Raw genomic sequence first — 17933 nt, forward strand, 5'->3', positions numbered from 1 at the left:
AGCTAATTTGCGAAAGCGGCAATGATAGCTAATCTCCCCCCTTGAGGGGGAGATGCCCGGCAGGGCAGAGGGGGGGCGCTGTCCGGCCGTCCCGTCGGATAACGAGCTAGAGTGCCAATGACGTTGGAACTAAGCACGCACGACCAATTCATGCTCGACGGCGAGCAAGGTCTTGCGACCGCCGCCGCGATGAAAATTCTCGTTGCCTTTTCCAACGCGATCGGCGCAGGCAGTCTGCTCGACATATCAGGCGCTCATATCGATGGTTGCCTCTACCACGGCAAAGCCGGCCTCGATTTTGTCGAAAGGCTGGTCGAGGGCGGCGGGCGCGTGCAAGTGCCGACGACGCTAAATGTCGGTTCGTTCGACCTCATCCATCCCGGCATGGTGAAAATGCCGGCGGCCGAGGAGGTGCTGGCGCGGCGGCTGATGAAGGCGCATCTGGAGCTGGGCTGCCAGGCGACCTTCACCTGCGCGCCCTACCAGACACGCTTCCGGCCTGAATTCGGCCAGCAGATCGCCTGGGGCGAATCCAACGCCATCGTGTTTGCCAATTCGGTGATCGGCGCGCGCACCAACCGCTACGGCGATTTCATCGACCTGTGCTGCGCCATGACTGGCCGCGCGCCAGCCTGGGGCCTGCATCTGAGCGAGAACCGGCGCGGCCGCATCCTGTTCGATCTGGCCATTCCTGATCCGGTGCCGAGCGACAGCCTGTTTGTCGGCGTCGGACTGATCATCGGGCAAGCCAGCGGTGACCGCATTCCGGTCATATCAGGCCTGCCTCGGCCCCGTGACGAGGACCAGCTGAAGGCTTTGGGCGCGGCGGCCGCGACGACCGGCGCCGTGGCGCTGTTCCATGCGGTCGGCATCACGCCGGAAGCCAGCACGCCTGATAAGGCGTTCCACGGCCAAGCGCCGGAAGAGACGATCCGTATCACCCGCGCCGATGTCGATCACGCGCTGGCCAGGCTTTCAATGGTGCCGGACGGGGCGCCGCTCGCCGCCGTGTCACTGGGCACGCCGCATTTCTCGCATGAGGAATGGATGCGCCTGTTGCCGCTGCTGCGCGAGGCGGCCCCTGGCCGGGGCATCCCGATCTATGTCAACACCGGCCGCGCGACGCTGACGCGGCTCCAGGAAGAAGGCATGCTCACAGGCATGGAGGCGTTCAGCCTGATCCCGGTTGCCGACACCTGCACCTATGTCACCTCGATTCTCGAGCGGCTCGACGGCGTGGTGATGACCAATTCCGGCAAATGGGCGCATTACGCGCCGGGCAATATCGGCGTCACCGTCGCCTTCGCCGACATGAAGGATTGCATCCGCTCCGCTGCGGTCGGGCATGTCGTGCGGGGTGCATCATGACGCACCCGGTGGAGCGATCCGGCATCTTCCAGCTAGCGGGCAACGCCGATGGCGAGGCGCTGGTGTTTTCGCAGCCGCTCAGCTTCTGGGGCGGTGTCGATGCCGAGACTGGCGAGATCATCGACCACTCTCATCCGGGGCTCGGCCAGAATGTCGCCGGCAAGATCCTGGTCATGCCGAGCGGGCGAGGGTCGTCGTCGTCCTCCTCGGTTTTGGCTGAAGCGATCCGTAGGGGCACGGCGCCGGCAGGTATTCTTCTGGAACGGCCGGACCCGATCCTGGCGGTGGGCGCCATCGTCGCCGAGTTTCTCTACGAGATTCGCATGCCGTTGGTGGTCTGCAACATTGCGGAGATCGTTTCTGGCGACCGGATCGCGGTTCGTGCTGGCGAGGCGGGCGAAGCGATCATTCATAAAGTCCAATGCCAGCCAGTCGCAGGGGAGCGCGCAAACTGGCGCGACCTTCGTTCTGTCGAAAGCTCCCCAGTGATCAGTGTCGCCGCTGATGGCGGTGATGGGAAATGATGGTGCGGGCCTTGGCTGATCGGTAAGCCATGGCGCTATATGCTGTCCTCCAGGGAGGAATGGATGGCAGGCACTGATTTCGAACCGGATGTGACGGTTTGCACTAGGGAATACCGCATTGGCTGCATCGGCGCCGGCATGATCATGGCCGAATGCCATCTGGCAGCTTATGCGCAGGCCGGGTTTCCGGTGGTGGCGATCGCGTCACGGACGAAAGCCAGCGCCGAGAAAGTCGCCAGGCGCTGGAATATTGCGACCGTTCACGACACGCCGGAACAACTGATCGAGGACAGCCAGATCGAGATCGTCGACCTGGCGTTTCCGCCAGACCAGCAGCCGGCGCTGATCCGCCACGCGCTGAAGCAGCCACACATCAAAGCGATCCTGGCGCAGAAACCGCTGGCGCTGTCGGTTGAGGAGGCCGTCAAGCTGCGTGATGAGGCGGCAAGGTCCGGCAAGATCCTCTCCGTCAACCAGAACATGCGCTACGACCAGTCGATGCGCGTGCTGAAGCAGATCATCGACAGCGGTGCGCTGGGCGAGATTGTCTTCGCGCAAATCGATATGCACGCCATCCCGCATTGGCAGGCATTCCTTGCCGATTACGACCGGTTGACGCTTGCCAATATGAGTGTGCACCACCTCGACGTGCTACGCTTCCTGTTCGGCGATCCCTCGGAGATCACCACGCTGACGCGAAAGGACCCGCGCACGACATTCGACCATTCCGATGGAATCACCGTCTCTACATTGCGGTTCCCGTCCGGGGTGCTGGCCGTGTCGCTGGAGGATGTCTGGTCCGGTCCGCGCCAGGATGGCTACAAGGACGACCAGCACATCAACTGGCGCGTCGACGGTACCAAGGGCGTTGCCAAGGGCACGATCGGCTGGCCGACGGGCGTCGCTTCGACCCTGACCTTTGCGTCCACGCAGACGACGGGCGGCGAATGGGTCAGCCCGAGTTGGGACACGATGTGGTTCCCGCATGCCTTCATCGGCGTCATGGAGCAGCTGCAGCACGCCGTGAGGACGAATACGCCGCCGGCGCTGTCCGTCGCCGACAACGTCAAGACCATGGCGCTGGTCGAGGCGGGGTACCGCTCGATGGCGGAAGGCCGCACCGTCAAGCTGTCCGAAATATCGACCGACTGAACATAGTGCCGCCGAATAGCGTGGCGGCTGAATTGCTTACCGGGAGGAGTTCACATCATGATGCAGGCAGGTATCTTTACCGGCTATTTCCCGTACGCGCTCGAGGAGGTGGCTAGGCGCATCCGCGCGCTCGGTTTCAACACGGTGCAGCTCGACCTCCATTTCAGGGATATTGATCTCTCCGCCGGACAGATCACCAAGGACAAGGCGAGAAAGGTGCGTGACACGTTGCGCGATCACAATCTGCCGGTCTGCTGCATTTCCGGCTACACCAACATCATCCATCCTGACAAATCCGAGCGCGAGAAGCGTGTCGATTACCTCAAGGAGATCATCCGAAACGCGCGCGACTTCGGCTCGCCTTATGTGATCTCGGAAACCGGCACCTACAATACCGAGTCCGATTGGGTTTATCACCCCAAGAACAAGACCGAGGAAGGGTTCGAGGAATGCCGCAAGGTGATCTCCGATCTAGCCCAGACCGCCTATGACCACGGCGCGGTGTTCCTGCTCGAAACTTATGTCAACAATGTCGTCGGTTCGGTCGAGGAGACGGTCAGGATGTTCGCACAGGTCGACCATCCCGGCCTTGGCCTGCTGATGGATCCGACCAATTATTTCGAGGCCCACAACATCGACCGCATGGACCAGGTGCTGAACCAGGTCTTCGACACGCTGACCGACAAGATCCGGATCGCACACGCCAAGGACGTCAAACGATCGGGCAGCGACAAGACGGAGAAGCATGCCGATATCGGCGATGCGGACGCTCATGAGGGGCTGACATTCCGCGGCGTCGGCGAGATCGAATTGCCGGCGCCCGGTCTCGGCTCGCTCAACTATGACCTTTACCTCAAGCGGCTCAGCGAGAAGCACCCGAACATCCCCGTCATCATCGAGCATCTGACAGAGGATGACGTGCCGCGCGCGAAGAAATTCCTCGACGGGAAATTCCGCGTCAACGGTCTGTAAGGATCAGGCTGGAAGTGACGATGGCCGCCAACACAAAACGCGACTATAGCCTGGTCGGCGAAAGCACGCGGGCCGCGATCGAGACCGGCCTGGCCTCGGCCGAGTGGTACCACACCGACGTGCCGCGCAAGGCGATGAAGGAGCTGATGCAGCGCTCCGACGGCCCGGCGATCCGCGACACCATCATCTGGATCGCCGCTATCCTGGGCTCCGCGGCCGGCATCATTTGGTTCTGGGGTTCATGGTGGGTGGTGCCGTTCCTGTTCGTCTATGGCGTACTCTACGGCTCGTCGAGCGACTCGCGCTGGCACGAATGCGGCCACGGCACGGCGTTCCGCACGCGCTGGATGAACGATGTGGTCTACCACATCGCCTCCTTCATGCTGATGCGCAATCCCGTGCAATGGCGCTGGAGCCATGCCCGCCACCACACCGACACCATCATCGTCGGCCGCGACGCCGAGATCGCCGTCATGCGCCCGCCGGACCTGTTGAAGGCGGGGCTGGCCTTCACCGGCATTCTGGACTTCCGCTATTCCCTGCCGACGCTGGTGCGCCAGGCCTTTGGCACGCTGTCGGATGACGAGAAGAGCTATATCCCCGAGATGGAGCAGCACAAGGCCGTGGCCGCTGCCCGCTGGCATATGGCCGTGTACGTTGCGACGATCGCGCTTGCGATCGCGCTGGGGTCATGGATACCGCTAGTGCTGATCGGCCTGCCGCGCCTCTATGGCACCTGGCACATGGTGACGACAGGCCTGCTGCAGCATATCGGCCTCGCCGACAATGTGATCGATCACCGGCTCAACACCCGCACCGTCTACATGAATCCGATCAGCCGGTTCATCTACTGGAATATGAATTATCACGTTGAGCACCACATGTTCCCGATGGTGCCGTATCACGCGCTGCCCAGGCTGCACGACCTGATCAAGCACGACCTGCCGGAGCCGAATCCGTCAATGTGGCATGCCTATCGCGAGGTCTGGCCGATCCTGCTCAGGCAGCTGAAATACGAAGACTATTACCTCAAGCGCGAATTGCCGCCGACGGCCAGGCCCTTTCGCGGCGAGTTGCACGAGGTCGATATGTCGAGGGCCGCCGAGTAGCCGTCCTGTCAGCTATCCGGTTAGCCTCTTGGCCGGTAAGGTGATGAAATCAACTGAATGCCTACCAAACAAGGATATCCGATGAGCCGAAAGAGACCGACCGTCGCCGATTTGCGGGCGATGAAGGGCAAGCGCCAGCTGACCATGCTGCGCGTGCTCAACTTGGACGAGGCGGAGGCCGCCGAACGGGCAGGGGTCGACATCGTCTCGGTGCCGCCCGAGCTGGTGCTCAACCCGCAATACCGCGATGCGGCGCCCAGCCTTTTCACCATGCCGGGCGAGAATTTCTTCGAGGTCGGTACGGCGGATGATTTCGTCCGCTGGGCCTTCCGGCTCTACAAGGCAAGCGCCGACGCGGTCTATTGCAGCGCCGGCTATGCCACGATCAAGCGCATGGCCGACGACGCCATTCCCGTCATCGGCCATGTCGGCCTCATTCCTTCCCGCGCCACCTGGACCGGCGGCTTCAAGGCGGTCGGCAAGACCGCCGACACGGCCATCCAGGTCTTCGAAGCAGTGAAGCAGCTGGAAGCTGCTGGCGCCATCGGCGCCGAAATCGAGGTCGTGCCGGTCGAGGTGGCCAAGGCGATCTCGGAGCGGACCTCGTTGATCATGCTGTCGATGGGGGCGGGCACCGGCTGCGACGCGCAATATCTGTTCGCCGACGATATTCTCGGCCAGAACCGTGGCCACATGCCGCGCCACTCCAAGGTCTATCGCAATTTCGCCGCCGAGTATGACCGGCTGCAGGAGGAGCGGGTGGCAGCATTCTCCGAATATGTCGCCGACGTCAACAGCGGCGCCTATCCCGAGGACAGGCACATCGTGCACATGGACCCAGCCGAGCTCAGCCTGTTCCTGAAAAGGGCAGACGCAAAGAGCTGATTACTCGGGGTCTCTGCCGACCGTCGCAGCGCCTTGCCATGTTCCATCGGCGAGCATGGCGTGGAGCACCTCGGCGTCGGCCCCCAGCGGCCGGTCGTCTTTCAGCATCGACACATGCGCGCGCACCGCCGCATAGATCGCGCCGGTGCGTGGCGCCAGCGTCAACCCTTCACGCAGGTCGACGGCCTGCGCCGCAGCCATCAGTTCGAAGCTGATCAGCCGCCGCCACAGCGCGATCATGCCGGCGCATTTCGAAACGGCGAGCGGCGTCTGCGTTGCGTGATCCTCGACGCCTTCCGAAACGGGCAGAAAGTCGAGCATCACCGGATTGGCCTTGTGGCGGATAGCGGCCAGGATCGATGTCGCCGTCTTCTGCAGCGGCACGAAACCGGCCGACGCGCCGCCGATGGGCGACAGATATTTTGGCAAGCCGTTGCGGCCCGAGCCGGTGAGCTGGATGAAGCGGGCGACGCTCGCGGCCGCTGCCTGGGCAACCGCAAGACCAAGCGTCTCGAAGGCGAGCGACAGCGACGCCGTGTGGAAATTGCCGGTCGACAGCACCAGGTCGTCATCCCCCAGCACCAGCGGGTTGTCGGCGGCGGCGTTGAGCTCGATCTCGACGGCACGCTTGGCCTGGCCGATCGCCTCGATCAGCGCGCCATGGATCGACGGCATGCAGCGGATCGACAGCGGATCCTGTATCGTGGTCGGCACCGGCGCCTCGTCGCGAGCGAGCAGATCATGCAGGGCCTTGGCTGCCTCCTGTTGGCCGACGGCCGGGCGCGCCATATGCAGGCGAGGATCGAGGATGGTGCGGTTGGCGCCAAAACCTTCCATGGTCAGCGCGCCGGCCTGCTGCTGCTGGGCCAGCGCCGACAACGCATCCGTCACGGCAAGCGCACCGCTGCCGGAAGAGACCGCCGAGGCGTTGATCAGCGACAGTCCGTCTTTCGGCGCCAGGCTGATCGGCGCAAGGCGGGCCATCATCAGCGCCTTGGCGGCCGGCATGCGGCGACCCTGATAGTCGGCCTCGCCTTCGCCGATCAGCACACGGGCCAGTGCGGTCATCAGCACGAGGTCGCCGGCGCCGATCGAGCCGAGCGATGGCATCACCGGATGAACGCCTGCATTGAGCGTATCGATCAAAGCGACAAACACGCCGGGCGACAGGCCGGAGCCGCCGGCCGACAGCATCGATGCGCGAGCGAGCATGGTGGCGCGGACAGTCTCGACCGGCAAGGCTTCGCCAACAGCGCCACTGCGGCCCTCAAGCAACTGGCGCTGGAAGGCGCTGGCGTCGCCTTCCACGGAGGTGCCGAGATTGGCACCGAGACCGGTGTTCAGGCCATAGATCTGCTGGCCGGAGGCGGCGGCCTGGTCGAGCACCTTCCGAGCTTTTTCCAGCCTGCCGATGATTCCGGGTCCGATCTCGACCTTGCGCGCTTCGCGGGCGACGCTGGCGACATCGCCGACACGGACGCCGGCTCCGGTGAGGACGAGCGCGCTCATGCGAAACGCAGCCTCTGGCCGATGCCGTTTTCTCCGGCCTTGGCGAGCATCGCCTTGCCCAGCGCAATGTCGGAGAGCGACAGGCCGCGATGCCAGAACAGGATGGTTTCGTCGTCGCTTTCACGCCCGGACTTGAGACCGGCGGCGATCTGGCCAAGCTCGGCATGCAGCGTCTTTTCGCTGAGCCTTCCGGTTTCGACATGGGCGCGCAGCGAGCCGAACTTGCCGCCCTTGCACTGGCCCCAGTCGTCGACGACCATCTTCTGCATGATGTCGGTCAGCGACAGCTCCACCGCGCTCATCGTGCCATAGGGCACGACCAGCGCACCAGGTTTGATCCATTCGGTCTTGAGCAGCGGTTGCGGCTCCGGCAGCCGCGAGGCCTCGACGACAATGTCGGCACCCCTGACGCAACTCTCCCAATCGGCGACCGCCGTGACTTTCTTGCCGAGATCGGCGGAGAGCCTGGCGGCAAAACCGTCGCGGCTTTCCGGGCGGCGCGAATGGACGCGGATCTCGTCGAAGTTGAAGAGATGGTCGAGCAGGCGCACGTTCCAGTAGGCCGTGCCACGCGCGCCGATATGGGCGAGCACCTTGGAATTCTTGCGTGCCAGATGCTTCGCGCCGATGGCGGTGACGGCGCCGGTGCGCATGTCGGTGATGACGGTGGCGTCGAGAATGGCGCGCGGCGTGCCGGTGCGCGGATCGAACAAATTGAGGATGCCGAATTCCGAGGGCAGGCCGTGCAGATAGTTGTCGACATAGTCGCCGACGATTTTCACGCCCGCCGTATCGAGCGGCGCCACATAGCCGCGCAAGACATTGAAATGGCCGTGGAAGGAAGGATCCGGTTCGAGATGGACACGCGGCTCGATCACCGTCTGGCCCTTGCCCTGGGCGACAAGGCCAGCTTCGACGGCGGCAATGATTTCACCATCGGTCATGGCAAGCGCTTCGATGTCGAGGGCATTGAGATAGTCGATATAGATGGGCTTCATTTTACGCGCGCACTTTCCTCGGTCGCCCCGTCCCTCCCATAGCAGGCCACGACGCGACACGGAAGTTTGTTGCGCTGTGTCTGGACGCGGCCGGCCATATACTGTTCAAACCGGACCCGTCATGACTGCCATTCCCGAGACTGAAGCCTTACACGAAACGGCCACCAATGCGCGGCGCGTGGCGCTGATCGTGGCCATCGCCTTCTTCATGCAGCTGCTGGATTCGACCATCATCTCGACCTCGCTGCCGCAGATGGGCGCCTCCTTCGGCGTGCCGGCGGTGGCCATGAGCATCGGCATCACCGTCTATATGCTGACCATGGCGGTGTTCGTGCCGCTGTCGGGTTGGCTCGCCGACCGCTTTGGCGCGCGCAACATCTTCCTGCTGGCGATTGTCCTGTTCACGCTGGCTTCGCTCGCCTGCGGTTTCTCGCAAAATCTGACGCAGTTCGTCGTTGCCCGCATCGTGCAAGGGCTAGGCAGTGCGCTGATGACGCCGGTCGGCCGGATCCTCGTGCTGCGCAACGCTTCGAAGTCCGAGCTGCTCAACGCCACGGCGCTGATCACCTGGCCAGCGCTGTTCGCGCCCGTGGTCGGGCCGGTGCTCGGAGGCTTCATCACCACATATCTCTCCTGGCACTGGAACTTCTTCATCAACATACCGCTCGGCGCCATCGGTCTGGCGCTGGTCGCCCGCTTCATTCCGGGCGATCGCGAGGCCGATCCTAAGCCGCTTGACTGGCCGGGATTTTTCCTGACCTCGCTCGGGCTCGCCTGCCTGCTCTACGGCCTCGAGCGCATCGCGCATCCCGAGGACGGCGTGCTGCTGACGGTGCTGCTGATCGCGGGTGGCATCGTCATCGGCTGGCTGGCGATAAGTCACCTGAGCCGCGCGGTGCACCCGCTGCTCGACCTCTCTTCGTTCAAGGTGCTGACCTTCGCCATTTCTACACTTGCTGCCGGCACCATTTTCCGGGTGGCAATCAACGCCACGCCGTTCCTGCTGCCGCTTTTGTTCCAGGTCGGCTTCGGCCTCTCGCCCGTCGATGCCGGCTTGATGATCCTTGCCTATTTCCTCGGCAATCTCGGCATGAAGACGGTGACCACGCCAACGCTGCGACGTTTCGGTTTCCGCTCGGTGATGGTGGTCAACGGCATCATCGCCTCGGCCTCGATCATGGCTTGCGGGGCGATCTCGCCGCAGACGCCGCAAGCTCTGGTGGTGGCATTGATGCTGATTGCCGGCCTGTCGCGCTCGATGCAGTTCACCGCGCTCAACACGCTGGCCTTCGCCGATATCGATGCGACGCAGCGTAGCTCGGCGGCGACGCTGTCCTCGATGCTGCAGCAGGTAGCGATGCTGTTCGGCGTTGCCGTGGCCGCGGCGATCCTCAATCTGTCGCAGATCGTGAGGGCACAGCCGGCGCTCGACCTCATCGATTTTCGAATCGCCTTCGTGGTGATCGGTGCCATCGGGCTGGTGGCGGCGCTGCGTTTTCTGGTGCTGCCGGCAAGTGCCGGAGCCGAGGTTTCCGGTCATGCGCCGGGGAACTGAAATCGAATTTTTTCGGCCTTGGCGGATGTAAATTCCGCCACATCCATTCGTCTTGATGCAGCCCTTCCGCGAAGTGCTGGGATGGCGCAATCGACTGCCAAAAATGCAGCAGTTTCCGCGCATTGCGCCAGCTTCGGCAATCGATGCGTCCACTCGGCGAATATCGACATGAAGCCTCTTTCTGAACGTGGATTCAGTTGACGAACCGGCGCCGAGCCGATTAGCTCTGCTTTCGGGATGGCAGCGCTGCCATCGGGGCAAATGCAGACATGAACACGATTGGCTGGCCAAACCTCAAGAGCCTGAATCAGGAAGGCATTGTCTTTGCCATCGCGGTGGTGCTGTTCGTTGCCGCTGCCATTGGCTTGCCGGGCTTCATCGACCCCAACAATCTCGTCGCCATCGTCAGATCCGTGTCGGTGCTGGGCATATTGGCGCTCGGCATGGCCGTCGTCATTATCGGCCGCGGCATCGATCTGTCGGCCGTCGCGATCATGGCGATGTCGGTTGCCTGGTACCTGCAACTGCTCAACACCGGAACTCCCGATGGGCTGGCCTTCGCCTATGTACTGGCCGGCGTGCTTGCCATCGGCCTGCTCAATGGCTTTCTCGTCGCCTATGCCGATGTGCCGGCTATCTTCGTCACGCTGGCGACCGGCTCCTTCGTCTTCGGCTATGTGCGCTCGCAACTGATCACGCAGGACGCCGTGCCGGTGCCGCAGGGCCATTGGGTCGAACTGATCGGCGGCCTGCGCTTCCTCGACATCCCCATCGAGGTCTTCGTCTTCGCGGGGCTCGCCTTCCTGTTCTTCCTGTTCCTGCGCTACACCAAATGGGGCCGCTACATCTATTTCGCCGGCGACAATCCGGTCGCAGCGCGCAACATCGGCATTCCGGTGCGGCCGATGCTGGTGCTGCGCTATGTGCTCTCGGCTTTCGTGGCGCTGGTCGCCGGCCTGCTGACGGCGGCCAGCCTGCACTCGATCAACACCCGCATCGTCAACTCCACGCTGCTTTACGACATCGTGCTGGTGGCGGTGATCGGCGGCATCGGCCTGTCGGGCGGGCGGGGCGGGGTGCGCAATGTGCTGGTGGGCGCCGCGCTGATCGGCATCCTGCTCAACGCCATGACCATCATCGACATTCCGCTGCTCTACCAGAACCTGATCAAGGCGGCGATCCTGCTCGGCGCCATCATCGTCGATGGCATCATCAATCCGCGCGACGAGCAGACCGCGCAACAAGGCGACATTTAGGGGTACCCGACCGGGTCATGCCGACCGGCCGGCAATAAGTGAAAACAGAGGATGTGACATGAAACTGATCAGAACACTCATGGCAGCCGCCACGGCGCTCGCCGTTACCGCCTTCGTGGCGCCGACCTTCGCCGCCGACGATCCTGGCCCGGCTGCGTACGCACAGGCGCTCAAGGGCAAGCGCGTCATGCTGGTGCCGCTGGCGATGGGCTTCGACCTGGCGCAGGGCTGGGCGCATTACCTGAAGAAGGAAGTCGACGCCTGGGGCGGCACGTTCGAGACGCGCGACCCGAACTGGGTCGTCGATGCCGGTGCGCAGGCGATCACCGACGCGATCTCGTCGGACACGAGGCCTGACGTGCTGATCATCCACGCACCGGATCTCAACTCCTATTCCAAGCTGATGAAGAAGGCGCAGGCCGCCGGCACCTATGTCATACTGGTCGACAACCCCGCCAACTTCCCGGCCGATGCGTTCGTCGGCAGCGACTGGGACCGGCTCGGCCAGCTCGAGGCCGAAGCGGCGATCAAGGGCTGCGGCGAGAATTCTTCCAAGAAGATCGGTCTGGTGCAGGGCGACCAGGCGAACTCTTCCAGCCTTTATCAATATGCCGGCATCATGAAGGTGTTGGACAAGCATCCCGACTTCAAGGTGGTCGCCAAGCCCGACTCCAACTGGGATGCGACGACCTCGCGCAATGTGACGACGACGATGCTGCAGCAGAATCCGGATATCTGCTCGATCATCGATTTCTGGGATGGTGACGCCACCGGTGCATCGGCTGCGATCCGCGACGCCAAGCTCGACGGCAAGGTGTTCCTGGTCACCACCGGCGGCGGTGAGAAGGCCGCCGATTGCGACAAGCTACAGGACGGCACCTATGGCGCCGTGGTGATGACCGATCTTGCCCGCCAGTCGGGCGACATGAACGCCATCATCAAGTTCCTGCTGCAGAGCGGCCAGCCGGCCGGCACCTCGCACACCTACATCTACACGCTGGAGAAGGCGACGACGAAGGCCGATCTCAAGCCGGACAGCTGCTGGGACCTGAAGGCGCTGCAGGCCGAAGCGGCGGCGGCAAAATAAGCCGATCCCCGCCGATCAATATCAACGAGGTGGCCGGATTGCCCCGGCCGCCTCTTTCTCTTGCTGCAGTGAGCTGATGTCCTTTCGCGAACGCCTTCAGTCCTGGCGCTACAATCTTGTGCCCGACCATCTGGTCGGCGAGATCCTGACCAAACGCTGGACCGACAACGCCATTCCATTCCTGGCGCTGGTGGTGACATTGGCGACCTTCGGCTCGGTCATTCCGGGCTTCTTCAAGCTGACCTCGCTGCAGGAATCGACCCGCCAGCTCGGCGAGTTCTCGATGGTCGTCACCGGCATGACGGTGGTGATGCTGGGCGGCGGCATCGATCTCTCGGTCGGCTCGATCTTCGCGCTGTCCTGCTTCTCCGCCGTCTACGTCTTCTTCATCCTCGAACAGTCTATCTGGCTGGCGCTGGCGGCCTCGCTCGCCACCGGCCTAATCTTCGGTGCGGTCAACGGCTATCTCGTCGGCTATCTCAGGCTGCGCGCCTTTCTCACCACGCTGGTCACCTTCATCTTCGGCCGGGCGCTGTTCGACATCCTCGTCACCACCTATGCCGCCGACGTGCAGCTTTCGACCGCCACATCGGATGTGCTCGACTTCATTGGCGACAGCACCTTCTGGGGCCTGTCCGTTTCGGTGTGGCTGGCGATCATCCTGGCCATCGTCACCCATATCGCGCTGACCCGGTCGCGGCCCGGCTGGCACGTGCTGGCGGTCGGCGGCTCCAGGCGTTCGGCGCACAATGCCGGCATCCGCGTGCGCCGCACCGTGTTCATGACCTATGTCTTCTCCGGGTTTTGCGCCTCGATCGGCGGCTTTCTCATTGCATGCCGTTTGAGCGGGGCAGGGCCGGGCACCGGCCTCAACCTCGAGATCATGGCGCTGACGGCGGCGGTGGTCGGCGGCGTCAGCCTTGGCGGCGGGCGCGGCTCGGTGATCAAGGGGCTGATGGGCGCCATCATCGTCTTGACCATGACCAACGGACTGATCCGGCTGGGCTATGGCACCGGCACCAACCAGATGGTGCTCGGCATCATGCTGGCGGTGGCGGTGACCATCGACATCCGCTGGCTGAAGAACCGTCACAAGGTACTGAACGAAGTCTATGTCGCGCCGGTCTATCTCAAGATGGGCGAGACACAGTCGGCGGTGCCAGGCTCCGGCACGCCTTACGCGCTCGACAACCGGTTGTCGGCGGCCGACCATATTGGGCTTGGCGAACTGGAGGGGCCGGAGGATGTCATCCTCGACCGCGACGACAATCTCTATTGCGGCACCCGCCATGGCGAGATCGTCCGCTTCTTCGCGCCAGACTATGTCAAATCGGAAGTCTTTGCCCACATTGGCGGCTTCCCGCTCGGATTGGCCTTCGACAAGGCAGGCAATCTGATCAGCTGCGTTGGCGCCATGGGGCTCTATTCCGTCTCGCCGCAACGCGAGGTGAAACGCCTGTCCGCCGAGACCTCGCGCTCCTGGACCTCGATCGTCGACGATGCGCGGCTGCGCGATCCCAATGATTGCGACATCGCGCCGGACGGCCGCATCTATTTCACGGACTCGACCAAGCGCTATGATGCCCATGACTGGGCACTGGACTCGATCGAGAACCGCGCCACCGGACGGCTGCTGGTCTATGACCCCAAGGACGGTTCGACGAAGACGCTGCTCGACGGCTATCGCTACACCAATGGTGTCTGCATGGCGCATGACGGCAAGTCGCTGTTCTTCGCCGAAAGCTGGGCCTGCCGCGTGCATCGTTACTGGCTGGAGGGGCCAAAGGCCGGCACCGCCGAATGCGTCATCCGCGACATGCCGGGCTATCCCGACAACATCAACCGGGCATCGGACGGCAATTACTGGATGGCGTGGCTCGGCATGCGCACGCCGAGCTTCGACCTGTCGTTGCGCCATCCCGACATGCGCAAGCGCATGACGCGCCGGCTGCCGCAGGACGAATGGCTTTTTCCCAACATTAACACCGGCGGCGTGGTGAAATTCACGGAGAAGGGCGGCATCGTCGAGGCGATGGGCGACCTTTCGGGCGGCGCGCATCCAATGGTCACCTCGATGCGCGAGCACAAGGGATTTCTGTTCGTCGGCGGCATCCTTAACAACCGCATCGGCCGCTACAAGATTGCGGGCGCCGATCCGAACTGGACCAGCCCGGCTTCCTATTGGGGAGCGAGATCATGATCCTCGATCCGATCCTGGACATGTTTCGCGGCAAGGCGGTGACCATCCCGCCGCTCGATGGCGCTTTCCGGCCCAACACGCGCCTCGATGATGCGCCGGCGTTTGCCGGGCTGATCGAGCCGGATAATCTGGTTGTTTCAGGGAACGAGTTGCTCGCCTCCAGTGGCAACGCCCTCTATTCGATTGCCGCCGGCGTTGCGCCTGTCGTGGTCGAAACCTTTACGTCCCCCATCACCGCATTGGCTCTGTCGCCATCGGGTGAACTGACGGTGAGCCTCGAAAGCGGCAAGCTGCTGGTATCAGGCAAGGAGATTTCGCTGCCGGCTGATATCAGGTGCATCACCGCACTTGCCTATGCCGAGGATGGCACGCTGTGGCTGGCCAATGGTTCGGCTCAGCATGCGCCGTCGCAATGGGCTGCCGATTTGATGAAAAAGGGCGCGTCCGGTTCGCTGTGGAAGCGGGATGCGGCAAGTGGCGAGTTTCGCAAGGTGGCCGGCGACATCGCTTTTCCCTATGGGCTCCACCCCATCGGCGGTGATGTGCTGGTCAGCGAGAGTTGGCGTCACCAGCTTGTCCGCTTCGATGGTGCGACCGGCAACCGTTCGACCGTGCTGACGCATCTGCCCGGCTATCCCGCGCGGCTTTCGCCGGTTGGCGATGGCGGCGCGTGGCTGGCGCTGTTTGCGCCGCGCAACCGGCTGATCGAATTCGTGCTGCAGGAAACGCACTACCGTCAGGACATGATCGACCAGGTGCCGCCGGCTTACTGGATCGCGCCGGCGCTGGCCTCCAGCCGCAGCTTCCTTGAGCCGCTGCAATGCGGCGGTATCAAAACCATGGGCATCCACAAGCCGTGGTCGCCCAGCCGCTCCTACGGGCTGGTGGTCAGGCTCGATCAGAAGATGCAACCGCAATTCAGCCTGCACAGCCGCGCCAATGGCACGCGCCACGGCATCTGCAGCGTGGCGGAGAAGGACGGTCGCTTGTTCATCGCTTCCAGGGGCGGTGATTGCGTGCTGGCTGTCGACATTGCTCCGGGAGGTTTCTGATGGAACCGATCGTTCGTCTGGAAAACGTCACCAAGAACTATCGCGGCGTGCCGGCAGTGAAGAACGTCAGCTTCGAGCTGCGCAAGGGCGAAATCCACGCGCTGCTCGGCGAAAATGGCGCGGGTAAATCGACGCTGACCAAGATCATCGCCGGTGTGGTCGACGCCACCTCAGGCAAGATGTTCCACAAGGGCCGGGAGATCGCCTACGCCTCGCCGCATGCGGCGCTCGAAGCCGGCATCGCCATGGTGTTCCAGGAGACCAGTCTGGTGCCGTCGATGACGGTGGCGCAGAACCTCTATCTCGGCACGGAAAAGTTTCTGAACCGGCTGCGCGGCACCTACATCTCCGCACAGCAATTCCTGCAGTCGCTGAATTTCCCGGTCGATCCGAACGCGATGGTGGCGACGCTGGGCGCGGCCAAGCGGCAGATGGTCGAGATCGCGCGCGCCGTGCACCACAATGCCGAGATCATCATCTTCGACGAGCCGACGGCGACGCTGACGCCGGAGGAGAAGCGCCACTTCTTCGCGCTGATCCGGCGGCTGAAGGCGAGCGGTGTGTCCATCGTCTTCATCAGCCATGCGCTGGAAGAGGCGCTTGCCATTGCCGACCGCATCACCATCCTGCGCGATGGCGAGCTGGTCATCACCGACGACACGTCGGCCTTCGACCGCGACAGGATCGTCGCCGCCATGGTCGGGCGCACGCTTTCGGGGCAGATCTATCGCCAGCGCGACGAGGCCAAGCTGCGCAAGGCCGGCAAGAAGGTGCTGTCGGTGCAGGACATTTCGATGAGCAATGTCGTGCGCAACACGTCCTTTTCTATTTTCGAGGGTCAGATCACCGGCGTGTTCGGGCTGATCGGCTCCGGCCGCACCGAGACCTTCAAGATCGTCTCCGGTATCTACAAGCGCGACTTTTTGCGCGGTGGGGCGATAGAACTGGACGACAAGCCGGTGCGGTATCTCGTGCCGAGCGAAGCGGTGGCCGACGGCATTGTCTACGTCACCGAGGATCGCAAGAGCGAAGGCATTTTCGAGACGATGGGCATCGCCGAGAACCTGTTCGGCGGGCTTCTGGCGGCGGGTCGCGAAAAGGCCTGGGTGATCAACCAGCAGGAAATGCGCACGCTTTCGGCGGAATGGACGAAGACACTGAACATCAAGGCGATCAACGACAATGCCCGCGTCGTCGAGTTGTCGGGTGGCAACCAGCAGAAGGTGGTGATCGGCAAGGGGCTGGTGCAAAAGCCGCGCATCGTCATCTTCGACGAGCCGACGCGCGGTGTGGATGTCGGGGCGATTGCCGAGATCCACCAGATCATCAACCGGCTGGCCGACGAGGGGCTCGCCGTGGTCGTCATCTCGTCCTACCTGCCGGAGATCATGAACCTGTCTGATCGCATTCTGGTCTGCCGCCAGGGCCGCATCGTCGAGGAGTTTTCGCCGGCGGAGGCAACGGAGGAGAAGATCATGTACGCGGCGGTGCATTAGATTCAGGTTAGGCCGGCCTGCAAATGGCGGCTTCCGCGCTTCCCCGTTCTACTGCGTTGCAGTAGAACTGTGCTCACGTACGAAAAGTACGCTCCGCTCCGGTTCTCGGAACCCACCATTTTCGACTCGGCCTGACCTGAATCTCCACGCCAGCGCTGGAAAAGTGAATCGGGCGAGTGGATTGGCCGCGATTGCTCAAGACCTGATTCAATTCACACTACAATTCAACGAGGGAGAAACACCATGGCCACCACAAAACTCCTCAGCGATGCCGAGGTCGATGCGATCCCCGCGGTGAAGGCGGTGTTCGACGATATCCGTGCGACGCGCAAATCTGATTTCGTCAACAATTTCTGGCGCGGGCTGGCCAATGATCCGGCCTCCCTGAAGCGGGTGTGGGAACAGCTCAAGGTGGTGATGGTGGCGGACAGCGCTATCGATCCGCTGACCAAGGAGATGATCTACATAGCCGTGTCGACGGCCAATGGCTGCTCCTACTGCGTCCATTCGCACACGGCGGCGGCACGCGCGAAAGGTATGACCGATGCGCAGCATGGCGAGCTGGTGTCGATCATCGGGCTCGCCGGCCAGACCAACCATCTGGTGACGGCGATGCAGATCCCGGTCGATCCGCAATTCGAGGTGATGTGAGCGTGACCTGCCGCTGCGTCGTGACAAGATTGCGAGTGCGGCCGACGTGTAATCGAACTGCGGCAAACGCCTGAAATCTATTCAGTTTCCCGCGCTGCGGCGATCTTCGCTGAGCCTCT

General features: G+C 63.0%; 15 protein-coding genes and 1 pseudogene. 13 read left to right on the forward strand and 3 right to left on the reverse strand.

Annotated features, from left to right (window positions below; all coding sequences use genetic code 11):
* The first annotated feature begins 117 nt into the window (after positions 1-117).
* The 6 genes and pseudogenes from ACZYHG_RS18200 (at position 118) to ACZYHG_RS18225 (ending at position 6010) form a co-directional block, all read left to right on the forward strand.
* Positions 118-1368 carry an aconitase X gene (locus ACZYHG_RS18200; protein ID WP_464609739.1) on the forward strand — a complete coding sequence of 417 codons (1251 nt, stop codon included), beginning with the start codon at positions 118-120 and terminating at the stop codon, positions 1366-1368.
* Positions 1365-1784, forward strand: a pseudogene (locus ACZYHG_RS18205) (aconitase X swivel domain-containing protein); the annotation flags it as partial. The gene ACZYHG_RS18200 and the pseudogene ACZYHG_RS18205, both read left to right, overlap by 4 nt.
* Positions 1785-1955: 171 nt before the next feature.
* On the forward strand, positions 1956-3044 hold the full coding sequence (locus ACZYHG_RS18210; RefSeq protein ID WP_464609740.1) for a Gfo/Idh/MocA family protein: 1089 nt from the start codon (positions 1956-1958) through the stop codon (positions 3042-3044).
* 57 nt (positions 3045-3101) lie between these two features.
* Complete coding sequence (locus ACZYHG_RS18215; protein WP_464609741.1) at positions 3102-4016, forward strand: sugar phosphate isomerase/epimerase family protein; 915 nt, start codon at positions 3102-3104, stop codon at positions 4014-4016.
* Positions 4017-4036: 20 nt separating this feature from the next.
* The gene (locus tag ACZYHG_RS18220) at positions 4037-5125 is read left to right on the forward strand and encodes a fatty acid desaturase family protein (protein WP_464609742.1); all 1089 of its coding nucleotides are present in this window, start codon (positions 4037-4039) and stop codon (positions 5123-5125) included.
* 81 nt (positions 5126-5206) lie between these two features.
* Positions 5207-6010 (forward strand): 3-methyl-2-oxobutanoate hydroxymethyltransferase, encoded by an 804-nt coding sequence (locus ACZYHG_RS18225; RefSeq protein ID WP_464609743.1) that lies wholly within the window; start codon positions 5207-5209, stop codon positions 6008-6010.
* On the opposite strand, the gene ACZYHG_RS18230 is transcribed toward ACZYHG_RS18225, so the two are convergent.
* The gene (locus ACZYHG_RS18230) at positions 6011-7519 is read right to left on the reverse strand and encodes an HAL/PAL/TAL family ammonia-lyase (protein WP_464609744.1); all 1509 of its coding nucleotides are present in this window, start codon (positions 7517-7519) and stop codon (positions 6011-6013) included. It lies immediately after the preceding gene.
* Positions 7516-8517 carry an ornithine cyclodeaminase family protein gene (locus ACZYHG_RS18235; protein ID WP_464609745.1) on the reverse strand — a complete coding sequence of 334 codons (1002 nt, stop codon included), beginning with the start codon at positions 8515-8517 and terminating at the stop codon, positions 7516-7518. Before ACZYHG_RS18235 ends, ACZYHG_RS18230 begins: the two co-directional genes overlap by 4 nt.
* A 121-nt stretch (positions 8518-8638) precedes the next feature.
* On the opposite strand from ACZYHG_RS18235, the gene ACZYHG_RS18240 reads away from it, so the two are divergent.
* The gene (locus tag ACZYHG_RS18240; protein WP_464609746.1) at positions 8639-10072 is read left to right on the forward strand and encodes a DHA2 family efflux MFS transporter permease subunit; all 1434 of its coding nucleotides are present in this window, start codon (positions 8639-8641) and stop codon (positions 10070-10072) included.
* Here the strand turns inward: ACZYHG_RS18240 and ACZYHG_RS18245 are convergent.
* A complete protein-coding gene (locus ACZYHG_RS18245; protein WP_464609747.1) occupies positions 10054-10242 on the reverse strand; it encodes a hypothetical protein in 189 nt (62 codons plus the stop codon). The two genes, ACZYHG_RS18240 and ACZYHG_RS18245, sit on opposite strands and share 19 nt — an antisense overlap.
* Before the next feature lie 99 nt (positions 10243-10341).
* Here ACZYHG_RS18245 and ACZYHG_RS18250 point away from each other — a divergent pair, with 99 nt between their 5' ends.
* The 6 genes from ACZYHG_RS18250 (at position 10342) to ACZYHG_RS18275 (ending at position 17814) form a co-directional block, all read left to right on the forward strand.
* Positions 10342-11328 carry an ABC transporter permease gene (locus tag ACZYHG_RS18250; protein WP_464609748.1) on the forward strand — a complete coding sequence of 329 codons (987 nt, stop codon included), beginning with the start codon at positions 10342-10344 and terminating at the stop codon, positions 11326-11328.
* Positions 11329-11386: 58 nt separating this feature from the next.
* Positions 11387-12415, forward strand: coding sequence for a sugar ABC transporter substrate-binding protein (locus ACZYHG_RS18255; RefSeq protein WP_464609749.1), 1029 nt, complete (start codon positions 11387-11389; stop codon positions 12413-12415).
* 76 nt (positions 12416-12491) lie between these two features.
* On the forward strand, positions 12492-14615 hold the full coding sequence (locus ACZYHG_RS18260; RefSeq protein WP_464609750.1) for an ABC transporter permease: 2124 nt from the start codon (positions 12492-12494) through the stop codon (positions 14613-14615).
* A complete protein-coding gene (locus ACZYHG_RS18265; RefSeq protein WP_464609751.1) occupies positions 14612-15667 on the forward strand; it encodes an SMP-30/gluconolactonase/LRE family protein in 1056 nt (351 codons plus the stop codon). Before ACZYHG_RS18260 ends, ACZYHG_RS18265 begins: the two co-directional genes overlap by 4 nt.
* Complete coding sequence (locus ACZYHG_RS18270; RefSeq protein WP_464609752.1) at positions 15667-17163, forward strand: sugar ABC transporter ATP-binding protein; 1497 nt, start codon at positions 15667-15669, stop codon at positions 17161-17163. The genes ACZYHG_RS18265 and ACZYHG_RS18270 overlap by 1 nt, the downstream gene beginning before the upstream one ends.
* Positions 17164-17406: 243 nt before the next feature.
* Positions 17407-17814 (forward strand): carboxymuconolactone decarboxylase family protein, encoded by a 408-nt coding sequence (locus ACZYHG_RS18275; protein WP_464609753.1) that lies wholly within the window; start codon positions 17407-17409, stop codon positions 17812-17814.
* The last annotated feature ends 119 nt before the right edge of the window (positions 17815-17933 follow it).

The organism is Mesorhizobium subarcticum (genome assembly GCF_055456085.1).